Below are 22,839 nucleotides of genomic sequence, written 5' to 3' on the forward strand. Positions count from 1 at the left end.
ACGGCAGAGTTCTTATCACTCTGCCGTTTTTTTCATATAGATGATGCTTATTTCTCAATGGAAATGATATTTTCTTCCCCACGTTTTACCAAAGCGCCCGGTTTAACAATAACTTGCTCCCCTTCTTGCAAGTTGGTAAAAATAATTGGCGTAATCACAGAAGGTACTTTTTCCGCTACCTCTGCTAGTTGAACACGCAGTAATGGCTGTCCTGCTGTAACCTTGTCTCCTTCTTGAGCTAAAGCTTCAAAGCCCTCACCCTCTAGCTTCACCGTATCAATTCCAAAGTGAATCAGAATTTCACGTCCATCATTTGCAGCAATACCAATCGCATGCTTAGTTGGGAAGAAGGTAACAATTGTTCCATCCACAGGAGATACAACCTCTCCATTAGTTGGTTCAATAGCAAAACCATCTCCCATCATCTTTTGAGAGAAGACCTGATCAGGTACATCTTTTAGATCTAGCATTTTACCTTCTAGTGGTGAAACAAAAACCGTAGCAGCACTTGTCTGTTCAGGGACAGTTTGTGGAGCTGGCTGACTTGCAGGCTTCTCAACCGGCGTGCGCCCAGCCATTACATCCTTGATCTGTTCCTTCAATTGGTCTGATTTTGGTCCAAAGATCGCCTGAATATTGTTTCCAACCTCCAGAACCCCTGCTGCACCAAGCCTTTTTAATTGTTCCTTATCTACATGCTTACTATCATTAACAGATACGCGCAAACGAGTAATACACGCATCTAGGTTACTAATATTAACGCTACCGCCCAACGCTTCCAATACACCTGCGGCCAATCCAGAGGTTTGGGTATTACTAGCCTGAGTCTCTATCTCATCCTGGCGACCAGGTGTTTTTAGATTCCACTTGAGAATAGCAAAACGGAAGCCAAAATAATAGATAACTGCAAGCACCAAGCCTACTGGAATCACTAACCACCATTGTGTTTTGTTTGGTAACACCCCAAATAGCAAGTAGTCAATAATTCCGCCAGAGAAGGTCATTCCAATTTTTACATTGAGGATTTGCATGACCATAAAGGACAGACCCGCAAAAACGGCGTGAATAGCAAACAATACTGGTGCTACGAATAAAAATGAGAATTCAATTGGCTCTGTAATCCCTGTCAAAAAGGCAGTAAGCGCAGCCGATCCCATAATTCCGGCTACCATCTTTTTGTGTTCTGGACGTGCGGTATGATAAATGGCCAAAGCCGCCGCTGGCAATCCGAACATCATAAACGGATACTTCCCTGTCATAAATGTTCCTGCCGTTAGCTGTACATTATCCTTCACCTGAGCAAAGAAGATCGCTTGATCTCCGCGAACAAGTTGTCCAGCTTTGTTTACGTACTCCCCAAACTCAAACCAGAATGGTGAATAGAAGATATGATGCAAACCAAACGGAATAAGAGAACGTTCAATAAGACCAAAAACAAATGCAGCCACGGTTGGATTGGAATCCAACATTACATGTGAGAATGCATTAAGAGCTGATTGAATTGGCGGCCAAATAAAGATGAGTACAAGACCTGTTATTAAAGCAGCGACCGCTGTAACGATCGGTACGAATCGTTTTCCCGCAAAGAAGCCTAAGAACGGCGGTAATTCTATGTTATAAAACTTCCGGTACAGATTAGCCGCAATAACCCCCATAATAATCCCACCGAAAACACCTGTTTGTAGGGTAGGGATTCCAAGCACCATTGCGTAGGCTTTGTCATTCTGCGCCATTTCGGCAGTTACACCAAGGAAGACACCCATAACCTGATTCATAATTAAGAAACCAATGATTGCAGCTAGCCCAGCTACCCCTTCACCACCTGCTAATCCAATGGCTACCCCTACTGCAAATAAGAGCGCTAGGTTTCCAAAAATAATGGAGCCAGCCTCTTCCATAACTTTTGCGACTAATTGAATCGCTGGTCCTGATAAAAATGGTAATTGCTCCAGCAAGGCCGGATTTTGCAAAGCATTACCGAATGCTAGGAGAATCCCTGCGGCTGGTAGGATGGCAACTGGAAGCATAAGTGCCTTACCTACCTGTTGCAACACCCCGAAGATCTTTTTGAACATGTACGAACCTCCTTTACTTCAAAACCCCATTTTCATAGCTGACTTGGTTATTTGAAGTATGCCTATTGGACAAACCTACTATGTAAGGAACCAAAAAATAATAATTTGAATCTTTTAGAAACCTACGTAATAGAAAATTTGTCATTTTAAAACATAAAAGAGTTTCAAATAAAAAACAAGGTGTCTACGTCAAAAAAATAAGAACAATTGTATGTTTTGTTCAAAAAGTTAATAAAAAAACCCTATTATAAGCAAAAAAAGATGTTCCCTCTCATACAAGGGTCCATCTCTTTTTCAACAGTTATAGACTTTCTTACTCTAGATAACTCTGTATCCAATTAGCACTACAATCACTAGCAATACTAATGAGCCAACAAAGAAAATAAAGTTCGGCTTGTGTTTATCTGCACGTACCAGTGCCATCTCCATCAAGCCGATGGTACAGACACCCAAAAGGCCTTTTATGATGAATCGGATGTCGCTCAGATAAAACTTGAATAAGAGCATAGCTCCAAATACAACGATTATGATGTACATAAGTCGCAGTATCATATGTAGGATTTTCGCAATTTTGTTTTTATCTAATCTGTAAAATACATAGGCAAGAATTAATAATACAAGTGCAGCTTCCCAGCCACCTACATGCGATGCCAACATAGCTTCATACCTCATTTAGTAACCTCCTATGCTTTTTTCATTTCCAGCTAATCATATCATACGAATCTTACCTTTCCAAACATTCGATATCCATATGTCTGTTTTTAAAATGATAACTTTTGATCAAATGCAACGATCCTAGATAGAGATATAATTGATTCATGATGGGACTGTTGTAATTTACTATCTTTCATGCATGAAAACATAAAAAAAGACCATCTTATGTGAGGAGAAGGTCTTGACCAAATGTACATCTATGAACTTCATTTACATGAAAATATTCTAGGTTACAAACTCTCTTATTTATTAAGCTCTAAAACAACTTGCTTTCCATTAAACAAAACTTCTACTACCGCCATTACGATCTCAATTGATTTCTTCATCATTCTCATGTCTGTCATCTCCTCAGTGGTTGGTTCGTTTCTTATCTCTTGTCTTGATTGTAGTAAAAAGAAGAAAGACTCTCCATCGAATGAGATTACAAAAAGCTTACATGTTTGTAAGCATGCTGGCGCCAGAAAACACAGGGAGACTTGTATAAATGATCTTCACATACTTTTCACAAAAAAGACTGGACTTTAAGGTTAATTAGTATTATTATTAATTTATAATTAATATAAAGTAATACAAATTACAAAAGGAGTTGTTCTTCTATGGCACAACAAGTAATGGTAAGCAATCAAAAAGTAATTGACGTTCTTAATCGCCAAGTAGCAAACTGGAATGTTTTATTTGTAAAATTGCATAACTATCATTGGTTTGTTAAAGGTCCTCATTTCTTCACTTTACATGAAAAATTTGAAGAATTGTTTAACGAAGCAACAACTAGAATTGATGAATTGGGTGAACGCGTATTAGCTATTGGCGGTAGACCAGCAGCAACATTAACCGAATACGCAACACTTGCAACCATTCATGAAGCCTCCTGTAATGAATCTGCTGAGGAAATGGTTCAAGCAATCATCAATGACTTCCAATCCTTGATTACTGAATGTGAAAAAGGAATGGATATCGCTCAAGAAGCTGGCGATGAAAGCACTAGCGATATGTTGCTTGGTACTATTACTGACCTACAAAAACACGTTTGGATGTTAAATGCTTATCTTGGTAAATAACCCTTTATCAGCATGAATTGAATAGATAAAAAAGAAGCTCTCCAGCTAGCATCGCGCTATGCTGGAGAGCTTTTTACATGTATCATCGATTCTCATTGATGTAATCTATTTTCCGAGTAACAAACTAATAAATACCACAATAATAGCTACAGGCACTAGATATTTAAGTAAGAAATACCACGCTTTAAACCAGACTACTTTACCAGTTGACCCCTGTTGTACTTCTGCTAGCAAGATATCGCGTTTCATCTTCCATGCTACAAATATAGAAATCAGTAAGGCTCCAAGCGGCATTAAGATATTACTTACCAAGAAATCCGCTGCATCAAAGAAGCTTTTGCCAAAGATGGTTAGGTCACCTAAAACTCCATATGCCAAAGCGGACGGGATTCCTAACACGAAAATCAGTAGACCTACCTTCCAAGAAGCGGAAGCACGCTTTGCCTGATTGCCCTTTGTAATCGCGGCTACACTAATTTCTAGCATGGAGAATGCGGACGTTAACGTAGCAAACAAGAACAACAACAAGAAGATGGTCAAGAAAAAGGCTCCAAACGGAATATGATCAAACACTGCCGGCAAGACCACAAACAAAAGTCCCGGACCTTCCGTAGGCTTCATTCCTAATGAGAATACAGCCGGGAAGATCGCCAAGCCTGCTAGCAGAGAGATTACGATGGTCAAGCTTACAATGGAAACTGTAGATTTTGGCAAGCTCTCATTCTTCGGTAAGTAGGAGCTGAAGGTTACCATAACCGACACACCTACGCTTAACGAGAAGAATGCCTGTCCCAATGCATATAAAATTGATTTAGAACTTAATTCGCTAAAATTGGGTTGTAGAAAGAAGGTAATTCCTTCCCAAGCCCCCGGCAACGTAACAGAACGAACAATAAGGGCAATAAAAATCAAAAAGAGTGCCGGCATCATATATTTGTTAGCTTTTTCGATCCCATTCGAAACTCCTCGGGACACAACCAAAATCGTAATCATCATAAATAAGAATTGAACCGACAACACTAGCCATGAGTCTGAAATGGTTTGACCAAATAGTTGATTATAATCCAACCCTTGGCCAAGTAATTGACCCGTAATGCTTTTTATGAAATACAGAAGAATCCAGCCACCTACAACGCTGTAGAAGGATAATAAAATAAAACAAGTTATAATACCCAACCTACCTACCCAGTGCCATGGGGTATTAGGTGCGATCGCTTTATAAGCAGAAATAGCATCTTTTCCCGTGCTTCGTCCAACTATTAGCTCTCCTAATAATAAAGGAGTACCCAGTAATAGCGTGAATAACAAAAACAGTAAGAAAAAAGCCCCTCCACCACTCGTACCAGCAACATAAGGGAATTTCCAAATTGCCCCTAGCCCAATTGCTGATCCTGCGGCAGCCAAAATAAAACCTAACTTTGAAGTCCACTGTTCACTTTTTGACATGTTTTTCTCCTCACTGCATTTGATTTCCGTACATTATAACAAACTTCACATCAAATGGTATGTTTATTTGTAAAATAATTTCGTTTCCACTTTTTTTGAAAAGATTGAACCCAGATGCTGCTTGCCTTCCTAAGCTTGAGAAAACCGAAAACAACCCGGAGCTTATGTCCGGGTTGTATCTAGGATATCTAGGATAGTAACTTACAGGATATTTATCTACTTTTAACCAGTATATCTACAGCTTCTTTAATGACCTGCTCGGGATCATTTCCCTTTTCTAATTCTTCACGTATACAATGCTCCAAATTACTCGCTACAACTAGTCCAATGACACGATCTACAGCGGTACGAACAGCCGAAAGCTGGGTAACCACATCTCGACAGTCCTTATCCTCTTCCATCATCTTCAGTACACCGCGCACCTGACCCTCTATTCGCTTTAATCTATTTTTGACGGAATCCTGATAGTCCATGCCGTTTCACCTCACCTATTTCATTATCTTTCCTCTTAAATAAACAAATTAAGTCCCGATTCCTGTGCATCGCTCAGATATGAAGCAACTCCGGCTACATCTACTCCGTCAATTAATTCTTCTTGTTTAATCCCCATAATATCCATGCTCATGGCGCACGCTACCAACTTAACTCCTGCCGCTTTAGCATTCTTCATGAGGGTCTCTAGGGAATCTACATTTTTCTTCTCCATAACATGCTGCATCATTTTAGTTCCCATTCCAGCCATGTTCAGCTTCGACAAGGTTAGTTTATTGGCCCCTTTTGGCATCATCATTCCAAACATTTTTTCCAGTGTATCCTTCTCAACTTCCGGCGCGTGTTCACGACGCAAGATGTTTAGTCCCCAGAAGGTGAAGAACATCGTCACCTTTTTCCCCATAGAAGCCGCTCCAGATGCAATGATAAACGAAGCCATCGCTTTATCTAAATCACCACTAAATACGACCATTGTAGCTCCGGTTTTATCCATTTGCTTTTCAGTGTTGGCCTTTTGCATAGCAGCTTCTGCTATTGAGGTGGGCATGTTTGTCCCCTTTTGAATAAACACATGAGCTACTTTATTGCTATATTCGGAAGAGAGAAGGGTATTCCCTGTTTTATTGCACCACGCGGCAATATCAGCCATAAATCCAGGATCGGTGGCTTTTACTTCAATTATTTGTCCGTCTTGGGCTCCTGATACAGCCTGGAAAACCTGCATAATAGGACCGGGACATTGTAACCCACATGCATCAATCGTAATCGCCGGACTATCTATGTTAGATGCTGATATATCGGTGCGCTTTGATTGTGATTGAGCCTCTGTTGCAGGTTTTCCAGCGGATTCTCCTGCCGCTGGTGCTACATCCTCTTTTCTTGGTTCAGTCGTTTCTTCTGTCGATTTGCCCATCCGATATGTTTTATATCCACCATCTACGTTTTTTACCTGATAGCCGTATTCACTAAGCAGACGGGCCGCTAAATATCCGCGTAACCCTACTTGGCAGGATACATAGATCGTCTGATCCTTTGGCAGCTCAGCAAGGCGATTGCGTAGCTCTGGCAGAGGAATATTAATAGAGCCCTTGATATAACCCGCTTCTCTTTCAATTGGCTCTCGTACGTCAACCAGTAATCCTCCATCTGCTACAATCTGATCTATCTCATGCCATTGCACAATGTCAACTAAGCCGTCAGCAATATTGCTGGCTACATATCCTATCATATTAACCGGATCTTTAGCAGAGGAATAGGGAGGAGCATAAGCCAGCTCCAGATCAGGAAGGTCGTGAATTGTTAATCCTCCTTTTATCGCTGTTGCAATCACGTCAATCCGTTTATCAGCTCCATCTGCTGAAACGGCCTGCGCGCCGTAGAGTTTGCCTGTTGTTTTATCAAAAACTAACTTCATCCAAATAGGCGCTCCTCCCGGGTAATATCCAGCATGAGAAGTAGGATGGACATGGATGGCTGTATATTCAATTCCAGCTCGCAGTAAGGTTTTTTCATTATTTCCTGTAGTGGCGACAGTAAGATCAAACACTTTCGCAATTGACGTACCAAGTGTGCCGTTATATTGAACATCGTGACCATTAATATGATCTGCTACTAAGCGTCCTTGGCGATTGGCCGGCCATGCTAGCGGTATGTGCGTCGGCTGCTTATTAATATAGTCTGTTACCTCTACCGCATCGCCAATCGCATAAATGGCTGGATCATCCGTTTGCATGTGCTTATTGACACGAATAGCTCCACGTACCCCTACGGAAAGACCCGCTTCCTTTGCTAGTTGAGTCTCAGGCTGTACACCAATAGCTAAAATGATCATGTCTGTCACTAATTCACGCCCACTGCTGAGACGAACAATCCTTCCTTGATCGCCAAAAGCCTCCACTCCATCCTGCAAAAGCAGTGTAATGCCTTTAGCCCGCATATGCTCGTGTACCACAGCAGCCATTTCAATATCAAGTGGTGCCATAACCTGCTTACCCATTTCGACTAGCGTAACATCAAGTCCACGCTCGGACAGATTCTCTGCCATTTCTACACCAATAAATCCGCCGCCAATAACAACGGCACGAGTAGGCTGTTGTTGATCGACATAGCTTTTAATCGCATCCGTATCTGGAACACTTCGCAATGTGAATAATTGCTTTGCCTCATCAATTCCTGGAATAGCAGGTCGTATCGGTTTTGCACCCGGAGACAGGATCAGAACATCGTAGCTCTCTTCGTAGATCTCTTTGGTTTGCAGATTGTGAATCGTAACCGTCTTTTTCTCCCGGTTAATATGAGTAACCTCGCTTCGAATGCGAATATCCATATTAAAACGCTGAGACATTCCCTCCACTGTTTGTAAAAAGAGCTTGCTACGTTGCTCGATGACTCCACCAATATAATAGGGAAGACCGCAATTGGCATACGAGATATGTTCACCCCGTTCAACCATAATCAGCTCATGCCGCTCACTTAACCGACGCAATCTTGCTGCCGCTGTTGCTCCACCTGCTACTCCACCTACTATGATGATTTTCTTTTTCATAAGTTGTTGGCTCCTTTGTATGTTGAATGTCATTTCCTGTATCAGAACGAAAGATACCCTATGGGGTATTAATCAAAGTAAAAAAATATCTCAACCACATTTACATGTAAAGGAGTTTTATACCCCCGTGGGTATATAATAAACTCTAATCATCTCCCAAGTCAACAGGAGATTACGCTCTTCAACGAAATAACATCTCAAGATTAAAAATAAGCCTGGTAACAGGGAGAATTCGTTTGATTACAGCGAAATATGCTACAATAAAAGCTGGGTGAAAGCCTTTTACTTTATCACAGAGGAGTTTTGAACATTATGATCATCAAATTCATTCGTCTACGGTAATGTGAGGTACAGTTCATGTTATTCTCAACCATTTTTTTCAAAAATGGCTTGGGTTTATTTGACTGTGCCTTTTTTCATTCACCGACTACGAATGAATGAGGTGTTTTTGTGTCCAAAACAAAGAGTTCCAGAGAATGTACCAATCTGATTTTAGAGTCTGAAGATATCTTTAGATGCCCGGTTTGTAAAAATCAAATGCGAATGGTTCATCGAAAAAGTCTGCTATGCATGAAGGGTCATAATTTTGATCTCTCTGGTCATGGATATATCAATTTATTAACGAGAGCTTCAAGCACAAAATACAGGAAACAAATGTTTACATCCAGAAGGACTATTTGCAAAGGTGGATTTTTTGATCCTTTGAATGAAATCATAAGCGAAAGGATCATGACCGAAACCAAGAAGGAACGGATCAGTATACTAGATGCTGGATGCGGAGAAGGCTCGCATTTATCTAGCATTCAGGCAAAAATAAGCAAACATCATACAGGTAAGGCTTTAGGAGTAGGTATAGATATTTCTAAAGAAGGTATTAGCATGGCTTCGCGGGAGTATCCAAATGCAGTCTGGTGCGTTACAGATATAGCACATTGCCCCTTTGCTAGTGAACGATTTGATTATATTTTAAATATATTATCACCATCTAATTACTCTGAATTTATAAGAATGATGGCTGATGACGGTATGGTCATAAAGGTCATCCCTAATAGAGATTACCTGAAGGAATTGAGAGAGGCTTTTTACAAGGAACCGAATAGGCAGGAGTACTCCAACAATAACACACTGGCTCTCTTTAAAAGTCACTTTCAGCTTGTAGATGTAAAGCGAGTCCGCTATTGTTTTGCTTTAGATCAAACCTCCATCGAAGCTCTGCTTCAGATGACTCCATTATCCTGGGGAGCAACGGGAGAAGAAATGGAAGCATTTCTACAAATGAATGTAGCAGAAATAACCATTGACCTGACGATTCTATTCGGTAAAAAGCCTCGCCGCTAGAAATCAGCAATATGTAATCATAATAAGAGCTTTATCGCGCTTCTGCTGCGTGATAAAGCTCTTATTGCTAGCTGCTTATTTAATAATAAAGACCGGGCACGGTGCTAATTGTGTAATACGATGACTAACGCTACCTAGCATCAATTCTTTAAAATCTCCCAACCCGCGACTACCCATCATGATGAGGTCAGCATTCTTTTCTTTAACCAAAGCGAGCAATTCGTTAGCTGGGTCTCCTTGAAGCAGGATAGCTTCACATTGAACTCCTTCTTTTTCTGCCGCTTCGCATGCTTGATCTAGTAATTCTTGACCGTATTTTTTGGCTTCTTCCAGATATTCAGTTTGAACGTCATGAACCATAAATACGAATTGACTAGTTACATAGGCAGGTAATTCTTTTACAACATGCACAAAAGTGAGCGAGGATTTATTCTCACGGGCAAATAGAATCGCCGCTTCCTGTACTTTTGGACTTAACTGCGAACCATCCAAAGCTATCACCATTTTATCAAACATCATATGGCCTCCTTGTTATATCGGTTCTTTATTATCATTGTAGCATGTAGATCAGCAAAGATTTCATATATTTATGAAAAATCCAGAAACGTTTTTACGTAAATGACCGCTTCAAGTTAAAAGAACTTCCTTGCAAAGGATAATAGCATAATGACAGCTACCACCATGCAAAGAATAAATAATCCCTTTTCTTGTTTTTTAAATGGATCCATCTCTTCTCCCCATTCCTTCCACCATTCTCCTTAGGTTACCCCTATTATAGAAGGGGAACTCAGCCTTCCCCCTTCTTTTGGATGTCCGTTCTGTGAAGGATTGCACAAGCTTTACCAATGTAGTGAAAGATCCACAATCTCTGTGGATCAATCTAGATAAATCGTCCGACCTTCCCGACTGCTTTTAAAAGCCGCTTCAATTAGAAAAATATTCATTCGCGCCTGTTCTGCATGAACGGGTACATGCTTGCCTAAACGAATTGCCTCATATAGCTGATCATAATAACGGTGATAAGATCCCCTTTCTGAGACGATTTTTTCTGTCACAGGCTTACCTTCAACCATCGTGGTTAACTCTCCGTACCATTCTTTTTCTTCCTGACCCCAATGGGGAGCGTTGAGCGGCTGATTGTCTCGGATAGCCCCCTCCTGTACATCAAATCCAAACTTCATATAACTTCCCTTATCACCATGCACCTGAAAACGCGGCCCCGGTTGAACTGTCAGCATGCCCGCGTGTAAAATCGCTCGCAAGCGATCATAATGCAGGATGACATGAAAATAATCATCTGTTTTAGCCCCAGGTCGCTGTGCCTGTACATCTGCTGTAACCGCTTTGGGCATTCCAAACATCATAATAGCCTGATCTAACAGGTGAGAGCCTAGATCATACAAAATACCGGAGCCTGGCCCTGCGTTTTCTCTCCACCGATCACGAACTTCGGGCCGATACCGATCATAATGAGATTCAAAATGATAGATTTCACCTAGTCGGCCTTCCTGATATAAGCGTTGGATTGTCAAAAAATCATTATCCCACCGTCTGTTTTGATAAACACTTAGTACCTTGCCTGTCAGCTTATTTAGCTCAATTAGTTCATCTGCCTGTCTGGTTGTTACCACAAACGGTTTCTCAACCACAATATGTACCTTTGCATGTATCGCTTCTTTTACCATTTCGTAATGAAGCGATGTAGGCGTCGTAATGATGACCAATTCCACTTTGGGATTTTGCAATAGCTCATGTAATTGTGAAGCCACCTGCACATCTCCTAGGTCTGCTCTTACCTTTTCTGGTTTGGAAGATAGGACAGCCACAATCTCATAATGCTCTGATGCTTGTAGAAATGGAACATGAAAGGTGGTAGCTGACGGACCGTATCCAACAATACCAACTCCAATTTTCTGCATGTAAAATTCCTCCTGCTAAGAGAATTCTATCTCTATATTTTATCCATGATAATCTACTTTTCTTATCATACCTAAAAACGATTGCGTGTTAAGAAATTGAGCGCGCACTGAATAATCTTATGAATAATAGTCCAACTTATGCACAAAAGATTACTAGTTTTTGGTCTTCTCTAATGAAGCCATCCTGCTTTATAATGAGCCTAATAGAAGGTAATCATATCGATCATCTTTTGCTTCTATCCAATCTTTGCAAAATACTTGGCAACAGATCAACTGGCAAAGGAGGTTGTATCCATGTCGCTCGATAAACGAAGCGCTGCGATTTTGCATAAAATGATGCAAGCTGACTCATATGTAACAGTACAGGAGCTCTTAGAATCTCAAGGAATTTCGAAACGTACACTTTATTATGATATGAACAAAATAAACGATTGGCTGGAAGAAAATCAACTCCCTGCTGTTCAATATATCCGAAGCACTGGCTACTATATAGACGAACAAACCAAGCAAAAAATACCTGATAAGCTGCAAGGAATGAAGAAATGGCAATATGAGTATTCCGTTAAGGAACGTAAGGCTTGGCTAACCATTTATCTCTTAACCCGGGAAGGACGAATCCTGCTTGAAGATTTGATGAATCGGCTAGGTGTTAGTCGCAACACCACCCTGGATGATTTAAAAAAATTAAAAACGGAGCTTCAGGCCTTTCATATATCGCTCCATTTTGACCGCAAGCAAGGCTACTTTATTCAGGGCGAGGAACAGGATAAGCGAAAGGCACTCATTTTCTATCTCTCTCAGGCCGTAACAACCCAAAGCTGGAATGAACTCATCTCCCACATTCAAACCATGGCGTATTCTACTTCCATGGTAGAAGAGGAACAGCAAGAGGATTTCTTGAAAACAAAAGAAATTCAAGTAATCCGCGAGGCTTTATCTGTTTGCGAGCGCCTATTAGGCATTCAATATACTGATGAAGTTCTGGAGAGCTTAAGTATTCACATCCATCTGTTCCGTAAGCGCTTCAGTCGTGGGCAGCATGTCACAATTGATATGGAAGAGAAAGAGGTTTTGAAAAAGACAAAGCATTTTGAAGCGGCGACCTATATCAGCAATGAATTGTCTAAAACTCTGCACATTGATATACCAGAGGATGAAACCTATTACATTGCTACGCATCTCTTAGGTGCTCGTGTGATGAACCAATATCATTCCGATCAGGAGAATTCTCATACTCAAATGCTGTTGGAAGCCGTTCAGCGTATGATTACTGATTTTCAAAAGTTCGCTTGCATTATGTTTGAAAATCCGGAAGGGCTGAAACGCGATTTAATGCTACACCTTAAGCCTGCCTTCTATCGAATCAAGTATGGAATTAATATGGATAATCCGCTGATCGATTCCATTAAAACGCACTATCATGAGATTTTCTTATTAACACAGAAGGTTATTGTTCATTTTGAACAGCTAGTTGGGCAAAGGGTATGTGAAGACGAGATCGCTTATATTTCGATGCATTTTGGAGCGTGGCTACGTAAACAAGGAGCCAATCCGGCACCACGGAAAAAAGCACTGATCGTGTGTCCAAATGGTATTGGCACCTCACTAATTCTGCAAAACCAATTAGAAAACCTATTCTCTTCTATAGACATTTGTAAAACGGTTTCCTTACGAGAGTATGAAGCTCACTCTTATGATGTTGATCTGATCTTTTCTACTACCACCCTGACCAAAAGCGATGCACCTGTTTATGTGGTAAATCCCATTCTTAATGACGCGGAAAAAGCTCGCTTATTAAGACGAGTAGGAGCGTATATTTCTGACAAAGATAAACAGCCGACAGAGTCGTTAGAAGGCATGATGTCTATTATTCGTCGTCATGCGGTGATAGAAAATGAAGAAGCTCTCCATCAAGATCTAAAGGAGTACCTACTGGAACCTGCTGCGTTACATAAGGAGCTTACCTATAAGCCCACTGTTGCAGACATCCTCACGAGGGACCAGATTCAGGTGGCACGAACCGTTGCCAATTGGGAAGAAGCGATTCGGCTTGCATCAGCACCTTTAGTTCGCAATGGAAGTATTCTCCCATCTTATGTAGACGCCATGATTCGCTCTGTGTATGATCATGGATCATACATTGTAATCGCGCCGAAAATTGCTATTCCGCATTCTAGGCCACAGGATGGTGTTCAACGTTTGAGCATGAGCTTCCTACAATTGAAGCATCCCGTATCCTTCTCAGAAAGACCGGAGCATTCGGCACAGCTATTTATTGTACTAGCTGCTATAGATAATGAAACCCATCTGCGCGCATTGGCTCAGCTAACAGCGGTTCTTTCTTCTCCAGAAGCATTACAGACCTTGTTGCAGACCGATCAAATTGACGATGTTCTTCACTTATTAGAAATCTACTCTCAGCATCAGCTACCTGCTGGATTATAAAAACAAAGCAAAAACCAACCAAAGCGTCTGCGATGGTTGGTTTTTTCGTTTTCCTCACACCTTAACCCCTGACATCGTAAGTGAAACAGACTGGGGATTCACTCTTTTAATCGCTTGCTGTTGAGCTGGCTTGATAGGAAAAAATCGAAGGGATGTAAGATTTACATACAACGACCGAGAAGAATCCTTCCAAAGCTCTTGATACCGTTCTCCACTTAGCTCTAATTCAAACAGCGTACCATCTTCCGCTAGCCGGCATTCCAATCGGACAAGCGGGCCCAATAATGAGACATGTAATACTGTAGCTTCCGCCCAGCCCTCCCCTTTTGGAATACTCGATAGCTCCATTTGATGGGGCCTGATGTACCCAATCGCTTCGGTATGATTCCAGTTCAAAACTTCTTCTGATTTCCATGCTAGCTGTCCCATGTGAATAGTCCCTTCATGTCCACAGACACGAAATTGATTGACCCTTCCTAAAAAGCTGTAAACAAAGGGATTGCTAGGATTCTGGTAGACTTCGATCGGCGTGCCCACTTGTTCAATTTTACCCTTATTCATAATTACCACTTGATCTGCCATCTCTAGGGCTTCTTCTTGATCATGTGTCACGAACACAGTAGTGATTTTCAACGTATGATGCAATCGCTTCAGCCAGCGACGCAGTTCCTGACGTACCTGCGCGTCGAGTGCCCCAAACGGTTCATCCAATAATAATACGCTTGGTTCAATTGCCAATGCACGAGCTAATGCCACTCGTTGTCGTTGCCCGCCAGACAGTTGACCGGGGAAACGTGATTCTAATCCATCCAATTGGACTAAACGGAGAAGTTCCATCACCTTTGCTCGCATGCTGTTTTTAGAAGGACGCTTTGCACGAGGACGCACCTGTAAACCAAAGGCAATATTATCAAAAACGCTCATGTGGCGAAATAGAGCATAATGCTGAAAAACAAATCCAACTCTTCTTTCCTGAACCGTTTTTTGTGTAGCATCTACTCCATCAAAGCGGATAACTCCTCGCTCCATTTGCTCAAGACCAGCAATGAGCCGCAGCAAGGTAGTTTTTCCCGATCCTGAAGGTCCCAATAGTGCAACTAGCTCTCCACTTGGAATCTGTAGGTTAATATGATCAAGGGCAGAAAACGTCCCGAAGCTTTTGGATACCTGTTTAATTTCAATGCCCATGTACACTCTCCCCCGTTTCATAGCCCCAGACAGGTGCGTCTGCCTTCCTTTGCTTGTATTGCCGCTCTGCTTTCCACTCCATTATGCTCTTGATAATCAGTGTCACAATAGCTAAAAAGGCTAATAGAGTGGCTACCGCAAAGGCTGCTACAAAATTATATTCGTTATACAAAATTTCCACTTGCAGCGGCACTGTGTTCGTCATCCCACGGATATGCCCTGATACGACGGATACTGCACCAAATTCGCCCATGGCGCGTGCATTACAGAGAATAATCCCATATAACAGGCCCCATTTGAGATTAGGCAATGTGACCCGCCAAAAGGTTTGCCATCCCGTCGCTCCAAGTGACAAAGCCGCTTCCTCTTCATCGTTGCCCAGCGATTGCATGGCAGGAATCAACTCTCGCGCTACATAGGGAAAAGTAACAAACATGGTTGCTACAATAATACCTGGAACCGCAAAGATGATCTTGATATCGTAGGCTTCTAACCATGGTCCCAGCAATCCTTGCGTACCAAATAACAAAACAAACAAAAACCCCGAGATAACAGGAGAGACAGCTACAGGCAAATCAATGAGGGTAAGTAAAATGCTTTTCCCCGGAAACTGATATTTAGCAATTGCCCAAGCCGCCGCAATCCCAAACACCGTATTTAGTGGAACAGAAATGGCGGCAACCAACAGGGTAAGCTGTATAGCTGCTACCGCATCTGGCTCGGCAATCGCCTCCCAAAATGGTTGGAAGCCGTGCTTTAGTGCCTCCGTAAACACTGATAACAGCGGCACAATCAAAAACAATCCTAAAAACAGCACGGAGAGTACGATCATGAACCAAGCCCCTGGATGTTTAGCAATATCAGGCTGGTTAGATAATGACATGTTGTATCCTCCCCTTTTTATATGTCCATCCGGTACATTCTCCGACTCCACCACTGTAGGATATTGGTCAAAAGCAGAATAACAAATGATAGCAGAAGCATGACCGAAGCAATTGCTGTTGCACCTGCATAATCAAACTGCTCCAGCTTTGTCATGATTAAAAGCGGCGTTATTTCCGTTTTCATCGGCATATTTCCTGATATGAATACAACAGATCCATACTCCCCAACTGCTCTAGCTAGGGCTAACGTGAACCCTGTTAGCAAAGCAGGTACGAGCTGAGGGAAAATAACCCGCCAAAACGTAACCCAGCGAGTGGCACCCAAACTCGCGGCTGCCTCTTCCATTTGCCGATCTACATCATGCAATACAGGTTGAACAGTGCGGATCACGAACGGAATTCCGATAAAGATGAAGGCAATCGTAATCCCAAGTGAAGTAAAGGCAACCTTAATACCCAGTGGCTCAATATATTGACCGATCCAACCATTAGGTGCATAAACCGCTGTTAGTGAAATACCAGCTACCGCAGTGGGCAGGGCAAAGGGCAGATCAACCAGTCCATCAAGAATTTTTTTACCAGGGAAGCGATACCGAACCAGTACCCAAGCGATCAGTAAGCCAAACACTGTATTTACTAAGGCGGCCCCAAGAGCGGCTAAAAAACTAAGCTTATAGGATGCTATCACTCGGTCAGCAAGTACAATAGATAGAAATTGATCCCAGCTAAGAGAGCTAGTCGATAGCACAAGCACAGATAAAGGAAACAGCACAAGAAGGCTCACATAGACAACCGTATACCCTAGCGATAGACCGAATCCCGGTATGATACTTGACTGTTTCCGGATGTTTTTCATTTTTACACCACCTTGTGTCAGTTTCGTCTATTACCGATTATGGCTGATAGATTTGGTCAAAAATTCCCCCATCGGCAAAATGAGCTTGGTGAGCTTCTTGCCAGCTTCCAGCTATCTCTTCAATTGTGAAGAGCTTGATAGGAGGAAATTGATTCGCATATGCTTTGGCCACCGACTCTACTCGTGGTCTGTAAAAGTTCTGAGCCGCCACTTTCTGCCCTTCCTCCGAATACAAGTATTTTAAATAAGCCTCTGCTACCTCTTTCGTTCCTTTTTTCTCAGTGATTTTATCTACAATGGTCACTGGTGGCTCAGCTAAAATACTGACGGAGGGCACGACAATCTCCACTTTGTCCTTCCCGATTTCATTGATAGCCAAAAACGCTTCATTTTCCCAAGCAAGAAGTACATCGCCAATCCCCCGCTCTACAAAAGTCGTTGTGGAACCGCGCGCTCCTGAATCTAGAACAGGCACCTGCTTGAATAACTGCTGTACAAATTCTTTCGCCTTTTCGTCACTGTTGTGGTTGAGCTGTTTGGCATAGCCCCAAGCGGCTAAGTAATTCCATCTTGCCCCTCCTGAGGTTTTCGGATTAGGTGTGATTACTTGAACGTCTTGTTTTAGCAGATCGCTCCAATCCTTAATCTGCTTTGGATTCCCCTTACGAACAAGAAACACAATGGTAGAGGTGTAGGGCGAGCTTTTTTGTTCCAAGCGCGATTGCCATTCCTTTTGAATCAGTCCCTTTTTCGCAATCGCATCAATGTCATAAGCGAGACCCAGCGTGACAACATCAGCTTCCAATCCATCAATAACCGAGCGTGATTGCTTGCCGGAGCCACCATGCGATTGCTTTATGGTCACGGTTTGGCCTGTTTTACTTTTCCAGTAATCAGCAAAGCTTTTATTATAATCCTGATAAAATTCACGTGTCGGATCATAGGAGACATTTAGCAGCTCAATTGGCTTTGAGGAGGATTGATTATTGCTAGAAACGGCTGTAGCAGTGCCTGCTGTTTTGGCTCCCTTATCTTCTGAGCCTGTCGAGGATGCTCCCCCTCCGCACCCAGCCAGTACAAGCGCCAAGCTACCGGAAAGAAGACAGGTTAGCCACCTCAGTCGCTTTTTACTGCTTAAACATGTTGCTTTGGTTATGGTTGTAGTGCTTTTTTTCATTGAGTTACCCCCTTCATCTTCTCTAATTGTCAAGTGCGGCATGTTGCGCTTGTATACAAAAAAGACTCCTCCCGTTCACTCTCCACTGGCGAACGTAAGGAGCCTTCGGTTGTCCGATCGGCACTCTATCCTTTTTGTTTTTTCGAAAATTCTTTCTTTTCTAACGAATAACGATGACGCTCTACTCGCTCAATTTGTGTAATGTTCGAATCATGAATCGTAATATGCACGGAGCCATACTCAATACCTTTCAAAGCATCTGAAATTTTCTGCATCCATAGGTCTTGTCGACTTGCCTGCTGTTCAGACATACCGTTTGCCTCCTTCATGCCTGTTCCAAATTTTGGTAGACACCAAAAATTAGGAAACTTTGTATTTGAGTTTAATCACATAATTCCTATCTGTCAAGTTGGAATTAAATAAAAAAAGCATATTTCCTGCGACATGCACAAGAATATGCTTCGATGTGAAAACGAGCATTTCGTAAAGGAATAAACACAATGACTACCGTTTCATTTGCAAATGGATTCCCTGCCGCAGCTCAATAATAAATTGTTCCCGCTCTACCAATAGCTGTTCCGATTCGTCCCTGCTTATCTCTGTAAACATGATCTCCTCCCCGGGTCTCATCTGTGCCAGAATTGGTAAATCGACTGTAGCAACCTGACCAATCCGCGGATAGCCTCCCGTCGTCTGTCGATCGGCAAGTAAAATAATGGGATACCCCTCTGCCGGTACTTGAATGGTCCCAAAGGCTACAGCCTCCGATAATAACTCAATCGGTTCTGCCAATTGAAGAACAGCTCCTTGAAGACGATACCCCATGCGATCAGATTGAGGTGTGATTTTATAGGAGGAATGAAATAAATGCTGTTGGCTCTCTGGGGTAAACAAGGAAAAATGGGTTCCCCGACTAATGCGCACTTGCGGATTTCTTCGGTACGTTGCTAGGCATTCAACACTAACACTCCAATCCACACTTGCCCAACTTTCCACAGATGTCTTCTTCGCTAACCTCTGGTGCCAATTCTTTAGAAAAGCCCGCGTCACATCAGCTTGCTCACCTACTGATAGATAGTCACCTGCCTGCAAGCTTCTGCCCTGATAGCCTCCCATTCCAGCACGAGCATATGTACTGCGGCTACCTAGCACCTGCTCAACCTCGATACCACCTGCAACAGCTACATAAGCGCGACAGCCCGTCCGACAGCCTCCACCTTTCATGACTGTACCCGCTCTGATAAAAATAGGACGCCACATAGGTAAACGTTCACCATTGATTGTAAAAGACAAATCTGCCCCTGTAATTGCAATGAGGCTATCGTGCTCAAAAGCTAACTCTGCTCCTGTCAGTGTCATCTCTAAGGTTGCAAGCTGCTCTGAATTGCCCACTAGCATGTTGGCAATCCGTAAGGCTAAAGGGTCCATCGCTTCGCTAGTCACAACCCCATATTTTCGAAATCCAAACCGCCCTTGATCTTGAATTAATGTGAGTAATCCCGGTTTGATTACACGTATGCTCATGACTGTTCCCCTCCCCACTCCAGATATTCCTGCTGGGTAATCGGGCGGAAACGAACTGTATCACCTGCTCGTAAGTAACTAGGCGGATTCTGCTTGGCACGAAACAACGCAAGAGGAGTCCGACCAATCAACTGCCATCCACCTGGTGTTTCGATTGGATAGACCCCCGTCTGTTCTCCACCAATACCTACTGAGCCAACAGGAATCTGTAAGCGTGGAGAAGCTCTCCTTGGCGTAGCTATTTCAGTGGACATTCCACCTAGGTACGGGAACCCAGGTGCAAAACCGATCATGTAAACCTTATACAAAGCTGACGAGTGAATACGAATAACTTCTTCTGGAGTAATCTGATGATAGTTGGCTACCTCTTCTAAATCTGGCCCATATTCTCCCCCGTAGCAGACAGGAATCTCAATTAACCGTGATTGTCGCTCTAACTGGCTTGTATGCCCTGCTAACATCCCATTTACTTTATTCACTACGATCTCATACGCGGTGCTGTTTGTCTGTTGGTTCACTACCTGTTTAACCATGATAGGATCATAATAAATCGCCACGCTTGTAAAAGCCGGTACAAATTCAATCATGCCGGGAAATGGATGCTGTTCGATATGAGTAGCAAAAGCCTGTACAAGCTGGTAAATATCCGCATTCTCATTATCCGCTAATTGGAATTGCACCAGCACGGCTGCATCTCCCAGCGGTAGAATCTGAACAGACCATTTTTGCTCGATCGCTTGTCCTTCTATCTGTTTATCTGGCTGTTGCACCTGATCACCTCTACCATTTCTCTCTAACTGATCTGTCCTTCAATCGCCTTAATATCCTGCTCAACTCCTACACTGGTACGAACGATAACCTCCAAAGCCTTTTTCACGCTCATTAAGCCCATGCTTGGCTGTCCAGGAAACCGAACGGCCTGTTCAGGTAAATAGGGAATATGAATAAAGCCGCCTTTTGTCCTTGTAAAACGCGTAGCTATCAGATGAGCTAAACCATAAAAGAGATGATTACAAACAAATGTACCGGCTGTCTGAGAAACGGAGGCAGGAATCCCTGCCAACCGAACCTCTTTGACAATCGCTTTGATCGGCAACGTAGACCAGTAAGCTACCGGACCTTCTTCTATAATGGGCTGATCGATTGGTTGATTCCCCTCATTATCTGGAATGCGGGCATCGTCTACATTAATCGCTAGCCGTTCTACGGTGATGTCCGGGCGTCCGCCCGCCTGTCCGACACAAATCACGACGTCAGGCTGTACCTCGGCCATGCTGCTCTCCAAGACCTCCAGAGAACGATGAAAGACAGTGGGAATTTGTTTGATGATTACCTCAACATTAGGAATATCAAGCTTGTAGCATTGTTGCACTGCTTCCCATGCAGGATTGATTTGTTCCCCACCAAAAGGATCAAAACCGGTTAACAAAACTTTCTTCACCATGATATTCCTCCTAAAATAGCAAATAGTACATTAGAAAGATATTAATTCCTAACAGCAATAAAGCAGTCGGAGCCTGCGCTTTTATCACCGCATTTTTATCAGGCAAATCTAATAGGGCCGCCGGAACAATATTAAAATTGGCTGCCATCGGAGTAAGCAACGTGCCACAATACCCAGAAAACATACCAATTGCCCCCAACACGGCTGGGTTTCCACCGTGCATTTGCACTAACAAGGGTAGCCCAATCCCAGCAGTCATGACGGGAAAGGCAGCAAATGCATTCCCCATTACCATCGTGAACAAGGCCATCCCCAATACATATGCAACGACAACTAGGAAACGATTATCCACCGGAATCGCAGAACTTACTAGATCAGCGATCACTGTGCCCACCCCTGCGGCTCCAAATAATGCTCCCAATGTGGCTAGCATTTGCGGCAGGACAGCAGCCCAGCCGATCGCATCCAGCAAACGACGCGACTCTTTTACTGGCTGAATACCTTTTGTCTTGGTAATGCTCATCGCTACCACTAACGAGACTAAACAAGCGACTCCTAAGCTCACCAGCGTAACGTTCTGCTGATCTAGTAAAAATATTTCGCCTATTTTGGCATTTTTCAATAAAACACTACCAATTACGGTCACAACCGGGATCAATAGTGCGGGGATAAACAAACGATTCCCAAAACGTTTGGCGCTAGCCTCTCTTTGTTCATCCGTTGTTTGCTGATACGTTCCCAAACGTACTCCGCCCAAACCAGCAATAAGCGCCATTAACAACACAATGATGCCCATGACTAAGGAAGATACTAGCTTGCCTCCTAAAAAGGAAAAGGCAAATAAGGCCCAGAAAAGGGAGGTGGTAAAACGACGGGGATTGCTTTTATCTCTTAACGCTAAAATCGAAATAATGACAAGAAACACGCCGGCAAGATAATAGATAAAATCTAACTGGATGAACATAGCGATCACCTTCCCTTCCATGTAATACTACGCACTTTTGCGCAGTTGTTTGCTTTCTTCCATGTATCTTCTGATTTTTCCATCAAATAAATATAATCTTGTGCCATGAATCAAAAAGGCCGCAATTGCAGTTGGAATCCCCCATACTGCTATATGAAGAGGTTCAAGTGAGATGCCGTTTTGTTGGAAGAAGCCATGCATCAATAGGACGGCACCAAAAGCAATAAAAATGTCTTCTCCAAAAAATAAACCAATATTATCTGTAGCTGCTGATTGAGCCTTAATCTTGTCGCTTAGCTCTTTAGGCAATTGACCGTGTTTGTTCTCGGCTGCTCCTTCTGCCATCGGCGCTACCAACGGACGAACCATTTGAGCATGTCCACCTAAGCTGGTTAGTCCTAGCATGGCAGTGACTTCTCGTACAAATAGATACAAAATCAGCAATCGACCCGTAGTAGCCGCTTTTACTTTGCGAATTAATCGCTGTGACTGTTCCTTTAGCCCGTATCGTTCTAATAGACCGATAATTGGCAATGTTAAAATAAACAACGATAAATAGCGGTTCTTTTCAAAGGCTTCTCCAAATGTAATTAAGATTTGTTCAAACGATAAATTCCCTGCAAGTCCCGTAGCAATCCCTGCCACTGTAACAACGAGTAGTGGATTAAAGCGTAAAGCAAATCCGACAATAACAATTAAAATTCCGATCAGTGATAACATGTACACCCTCCCTTTATCTCATGGAATCTACCTGTCTATCTCTATTTGGT

At 42.7% G+C, this 22,839-nt stretch carries 20 protein-coding genes and 1 pseudogene; 4 read left to right on the top strand and 17 right to left on the bottom strand.

The genetic code is table 11. The annotated features are described in order from the left end of the window. Positions 1–47: 47 nt before the first annotated feature. Both ptsG and O0550_RS16945 read right to left on the bottom strand, forming a co-directional pair. Positions 48–2,075 (bottom strand): glucose-specific PTS transporter subunit IIBC, encoded by a 2,028-nt coding sequence (gene ptsG / locus O0550_RS16940; RefSeq protein WP_003343315.1) that lies wholly within the window; start codon positions 2,073–2,075, stop codon positions 48–50. A gap of 318 nt (positions 2,076–2,393) precedes the next feature. Then, positions 2,394–2,747 carry a DUF1516 family protein gene (locus O0550_RS16945; protein ID WP_022585411.1) on the bottom strand — a complete coding sequence of 118 codons (354 nt, stop codon included), beginning with the start codon at positions 2,745–2,747 and terminating at the stop codon, positions 2,394–2,396. Positions 2,748–3,400: 653 nt separating this feature from the next. Between O0550_RS16945 and O0550_RS16950 the strand changes: the two genes are divergently transcribed. Further along, complete coding sequence (locus tag O0550_RS16950) at positions 3,401–3,847, top strand: Dps family protein (RefSeq protein WP_396125770.1); 447 nt, start codon at positions 3,401–3,403, stop codon at positions 3,845–3,847. A 105-nt stretch (positions 3,848–3,952) separates the two neighbouring features. Here the strand turns inward: O0550_RS16950 and O0550_RS16955 are convergent, their stop codons facing one another. The 3 genes from O0550_RS16955 to O0550_RS16965 form a co-directional block, all read right to left on the bottom strand. Then, the gene (locus O0550_RS16955; protein WP_258426883.1) at positions 3,953–5,293 is read right to left on the bottom strand and encodes a sodium-dependent transporter; all 1,341 of its coding nucleotides are present in this window, start codon (positions 5,291–5,293) and stop codon (positions 3,953–3,955) included. 212 nt (positions 5,294–5,505) lie between these two features. Further along, entirely contained in the window at positions 5,506–5,766 is a 261-nt protein-coding gene (locus O0550_RS16960; protein WP_003333625.1) for a metal-sensitive transcriptional regulator, read from the bottom strand. A gap of 35 nt (positions 5,767–5,801) precedes the next feature. Next, on the bottom strand, positions 5,802–8,330 hold the full coding sequence (locus tag O0550_RS16965) for a CoA-disulfide reductase (protein WP_258426884.1): 2,529 nt from the start codon (positions 8,328–8,330) through the stop codon (positions 5,802–5,804). Between the two features lie 450 nt (positions 8,331–8,780). Between O0550_RS16965 and O0550_RS24570 the strand changes: the two are divergent. Together O0550_RS24570 and O0550_RS16970 are read left to right on the top strand one after the other, a co-directional pair. Next, positions 8,781–8,939, top strand: a pseudogene (locus O0550_RS24570) (putative RNA methyltransferase); the annotation flags it as partial. Between the two features lie 93 nt (positions 8,940–9,032). After that, complete coding sequence (locus tag O0550_RS16970; protein ID WP_309304391.1) at positions 9,033–9,668, top strand: methyltransferase domain-containing protein; 636 nt, start codon at positions 9,033–9,035, stop codon at positions 9,666–9,668. A 75-nt stretch (positions 9,669–9,743) separates the two neighbouring features. On the opposite strand, the gene O0550_RS16975 is transcribed toward O0550_RS16970, so the two are convergent. Together O0550_RS16975 and O0550_RS16980 are read right to left on the bottom strand one after the other, a co-directional pair. Continuing rightward, entirely contained in the window at positions 9,744–10,187 is a 444-nt protein-coding gene (locus O0550_RS16975; RefSeq protein ID WP_101667260.1) for a universal stress protein, read from the bottom strand. A 356-nt stretch (positions 10,188–10,543) separates the two neighbouring features. Further along, a complete protein-coding gene (locus tag O0550_RS16980) occupies positions 10,544–11,587 on the bottom strand; it encodes an oxidoreductase (protein WP_022585404.1) in 1,044 nt (347 codons plus the stop codon). Between the two features lie 294 nt (positions 11,588–11,881). Between O0550_RS16980 and O0550_RS16985 the strand changes: the two genes are divergently transcribed. Further along, positions 11,882–14,032 carry a BglG family transcription antiterminator gene (locus O0550_RS16985; protein WP_258426886.1) on the top strand — a complete coding sequence of 717 codons (2,151 nt, stop codon included), beginning with the start codon at positions 11,882–11,884 and terminating at the stop codon, positions 14,030–14,032. Positions 14,033–14,086: 54 nt separating this feature from the next. On the opposite strand, the gene O0550_RS16990 is transcribed toward O0550_RS16985, so the two are convergent. The 10 genes from O0550_RS16990 to O0550_RS17035 form a co-directional block, all read right to left on the bottom strand. Next, positions 14,087–15,220, bottom strand: coding sequence for a sulfate/molybdate ABC transporter ATP-binding protein (locus O0550_RS16990; RefSeq protein ID WP_258426887.1), 1,134 nt, complete (start codon positions 15,218–15,220; stop codon positions 14,087–14,089). Continuing rightward, entirely contained in the window at positions 15,210–16,103 is an 894-nt protein-coding gene (gene cysW / locus O0550_RS16995) for a sulfate ABC transporter permease subunit CysW (RefSeq protein WP_003333635.1), read from the bottom strand. Before cysW ends, O0550_RS16990 begins: the two co-directional genes overlap by 11 nt. A 17-nt stretch (positions 16,104–16,120) precedes the next feature. Continuing rightward, the gene (gene cysT, locus O0550_RS17000) at positions 16,121–16,960 is read right to left on the bottom strand and encodes a sulfate ABC transporter permease subunit CysT (RefSeq protein ID WP_003343297.1); all 840 of its coding nucleotides are present in this window, start codon (positions 16,958–16,960) and stop codon (positions 16,121–16,123) included. Between the two features lie 37 nt (positions 16,961–16,997). Continuing rightward, positions 16,998–18,137 carry a sulfate ABC transporter substrate-binding protein gene (locus O0550_RS17005; protein WP_258426888.1) on the bottom strand — a complete coding sequence of 380 codons (1,140 nt, stop codon included), beginning with the start codon at positions 18,135–18,137 and terminating at the stop codon, positions 16,998–17,000. Positions 18,138–18,262: 125 nt separating this feature from the next. Beyond that, positions 18,263–18,412: a YezD family protein gene (locus tag O0550_RS17010; protein ID WP_369799683.1), complete on the bottom strand. Its 150-nt coding sequence runs from the start codon at positions 18,410–18,412 to the stop codon at positions 18,263–18,265. A gap of 229 nt (positions 18,413–18,641) precedes the next feature. Further along, entirely contained in the window at positions 18,642–19,661 is a 1,020-nt protein-coding gene (locus O0550_RS17015) for a 5-oxoprolinase subunit C family protein (RefSeq protein WP_258426889.1), read from the bottom strand. Further along, entirely contained in the window at positions 19,658–20,431 is a 774-nt protein-coding gene (pxpB, locus tag O0550_RS17020) for a 5-oxoprolinase subunit PxpB (protein WP_258426890.1), read from the bottom strand. Before pxpB ends, O0550_RS17015 begins: the two co-directional genes overlap by 4 nt. A gap of 23 nt (positions 20,432–20,454) precedes the next feature. Beyond that, the gene (gene pcp, locus O0550_RS17025) at positions 20,455–21,102 is read right to left on the bottom strand and encodes a pyroglutamyl-peptidase I (RefSeq protein ID WP_258426932.1); all 648 of its coding nucleotides are present in this window, start codon (positions 21,100–21,102) and stop codon (positions 20,455–20,457) included. Between the two features lie 13 nt (positions 21,103–21,115). After that, complete coding sequence (locus tag O0550_RS17030; RefSeq protein ID WP_003333643.1) at positions 21,116–22,069, bottom strand: DUF979 domain-containing protein; 954 nt, start codon at positions 22,067–22,069, stop codon at positions 21,116–21,118. A 27-nt stretch (positions 22,070–22,096) separates the two neighbouring features. After that, complete coding sequence (locus tag O0550_RS17035; protein ID WP_003343290.1) at positions 22,097–22,789, bottom strand: DUF969 domain-containing protein; 693 nt, start codon at positions 22,787–22,789, stop codon at positions 22,097–22,099. Positions 22,790–22,839 lie beyond the last annotated feature (50 nt).

This window comes from Brevibacillus halotolerans (assembly GCF_026891775.1).
GTDB lineage: Bacteria > Bacillota > Bacilli > Brevibacillales > Brevibacillaceae > Brevibacillus_B > Brevibacillus_B halotolerans.

Excerpts from the sequence above, each read along its gene's own strand:
- O0550_RS17005 (WP_258426888.1), bottom strand. The coding sequence starts at position 18,137 with ATGAAAAAAAGCACTACAACCATAACCAAAGCAACATGTTTAAGCAGT.
- cysW (WP_003333635.1), bottom strand. The coding sequence starts at position 16,103 with ATGTCATTATCTAACCAGCCTGATATTGCTAAACATCCAGGGGCTTGG.
- O0550_RS16985 (WP_258426886.1), top strand. The coding sequence starts at position 11,882 with ATGTCGCTCGATAAACGAAGCGCTGCGATTTTGCATAAAATGATGCAA.
- O0550_RS17030 (WP_003333643.1), bottom strand. The coding sequence starts at position 22,069 with ATGTTCATCCAGTTAGATTTTATCTATTATCTTGCCGGCGTGTTTCTT.
- cysT (WP_003343297.1), bottom strand. The coding sequence starts at position 16,960 with ATGAAAAACATCCGGAAACAGTCAAGTATCATACCGGGATTCGGTCTA.
- ptsG (WP_003343315.1), bottom strand. The coding sequence starts at position 2,075 with ATGTTCAAAAAGATCTTCGGGGTGTTGCAACAGGTAGGTAAGGCACTT.
- O0550_RS17035 (WP_003343290.1), bottom strand. The coding sequence starts at position 22,789 with ATGTTATCACTGATCGGAATTTTAATTGTTATTGTCGGATTTGCTTTA.
- O0550_RS17015 (WP_258426889.1), bottom strand. The coding sequence starts at position 19,661 with ATGAGCATACGTGTAATCAAACCGGGATTACTCACATTAATTCAAGAT.
- O0550_RS16960 (WP_003333625.1), bottom strand. The coding sequence starts at position 5,766 with ATGGACTATCAGGATTCCGTCAAAAATAGATTAAAGCGAATAGAGGGT.
- O0550_RS17010 (WP_369799683.1), bottom strand. The coding sequence starts at position 18,412 with ATGCAGAAAATTTCAGATGCTTTGAAAGGTATTGAGTATGGCTCCGTG.
- O0550_RS16990 (WP_258426887.1), bottom strand. The coding sequence starts at position 15,220 with ATGGGCATTGAAATTAAACAGGTATCCAAAAGCTTCGGGACGTTTTCT.
- O0550_RS16945 (WP_022585411.1), bottom strand. The coding sequence starts at position 2,747 with ATGAGGTATGAAGCTATGTTGGCATCGCATGTAGGTGGCTGGGAAGCT.
- O0550_RS16965 (WP_258426884.1), bottom strand. The coding sequence starts at position 8,330 with ATGAAAAAGAAAATCATCATAGTAGGTGGAGTAGCAGGTGGAGCAACA.
- O0550_RS16980 (WP_022585404.1), bottom strand. The coding sequence starts at position 11,587 with ATGCAGAAAATTGGAGTTGGTATTGTTGGATACGGTCCGTCAGCTACC.
- O0550_RS16955 (WP_258426883.1), bottom strand. The coding sequence starts at position 5,293 with ATGTCAAAAAGTGAACAGTGGACTTCAAAGTTAGGTTTTATTTTGGCT.
- O0550_RS16950 (WP_396125770.1), top strand. The coding sequence starts at position 3,401 with ATGGTAAGCAATCAAAAAGTAATTGACGTTCTTAATCGCCAAGTAGCA.
- O0550_RS16975 (WP_101667260.1), bottom strand. The coding sequence starts at position 10,187 with ATGATGTTTGATAAAATGGTGATAGCTTTGGATGGTTCGCAGTTAAGT.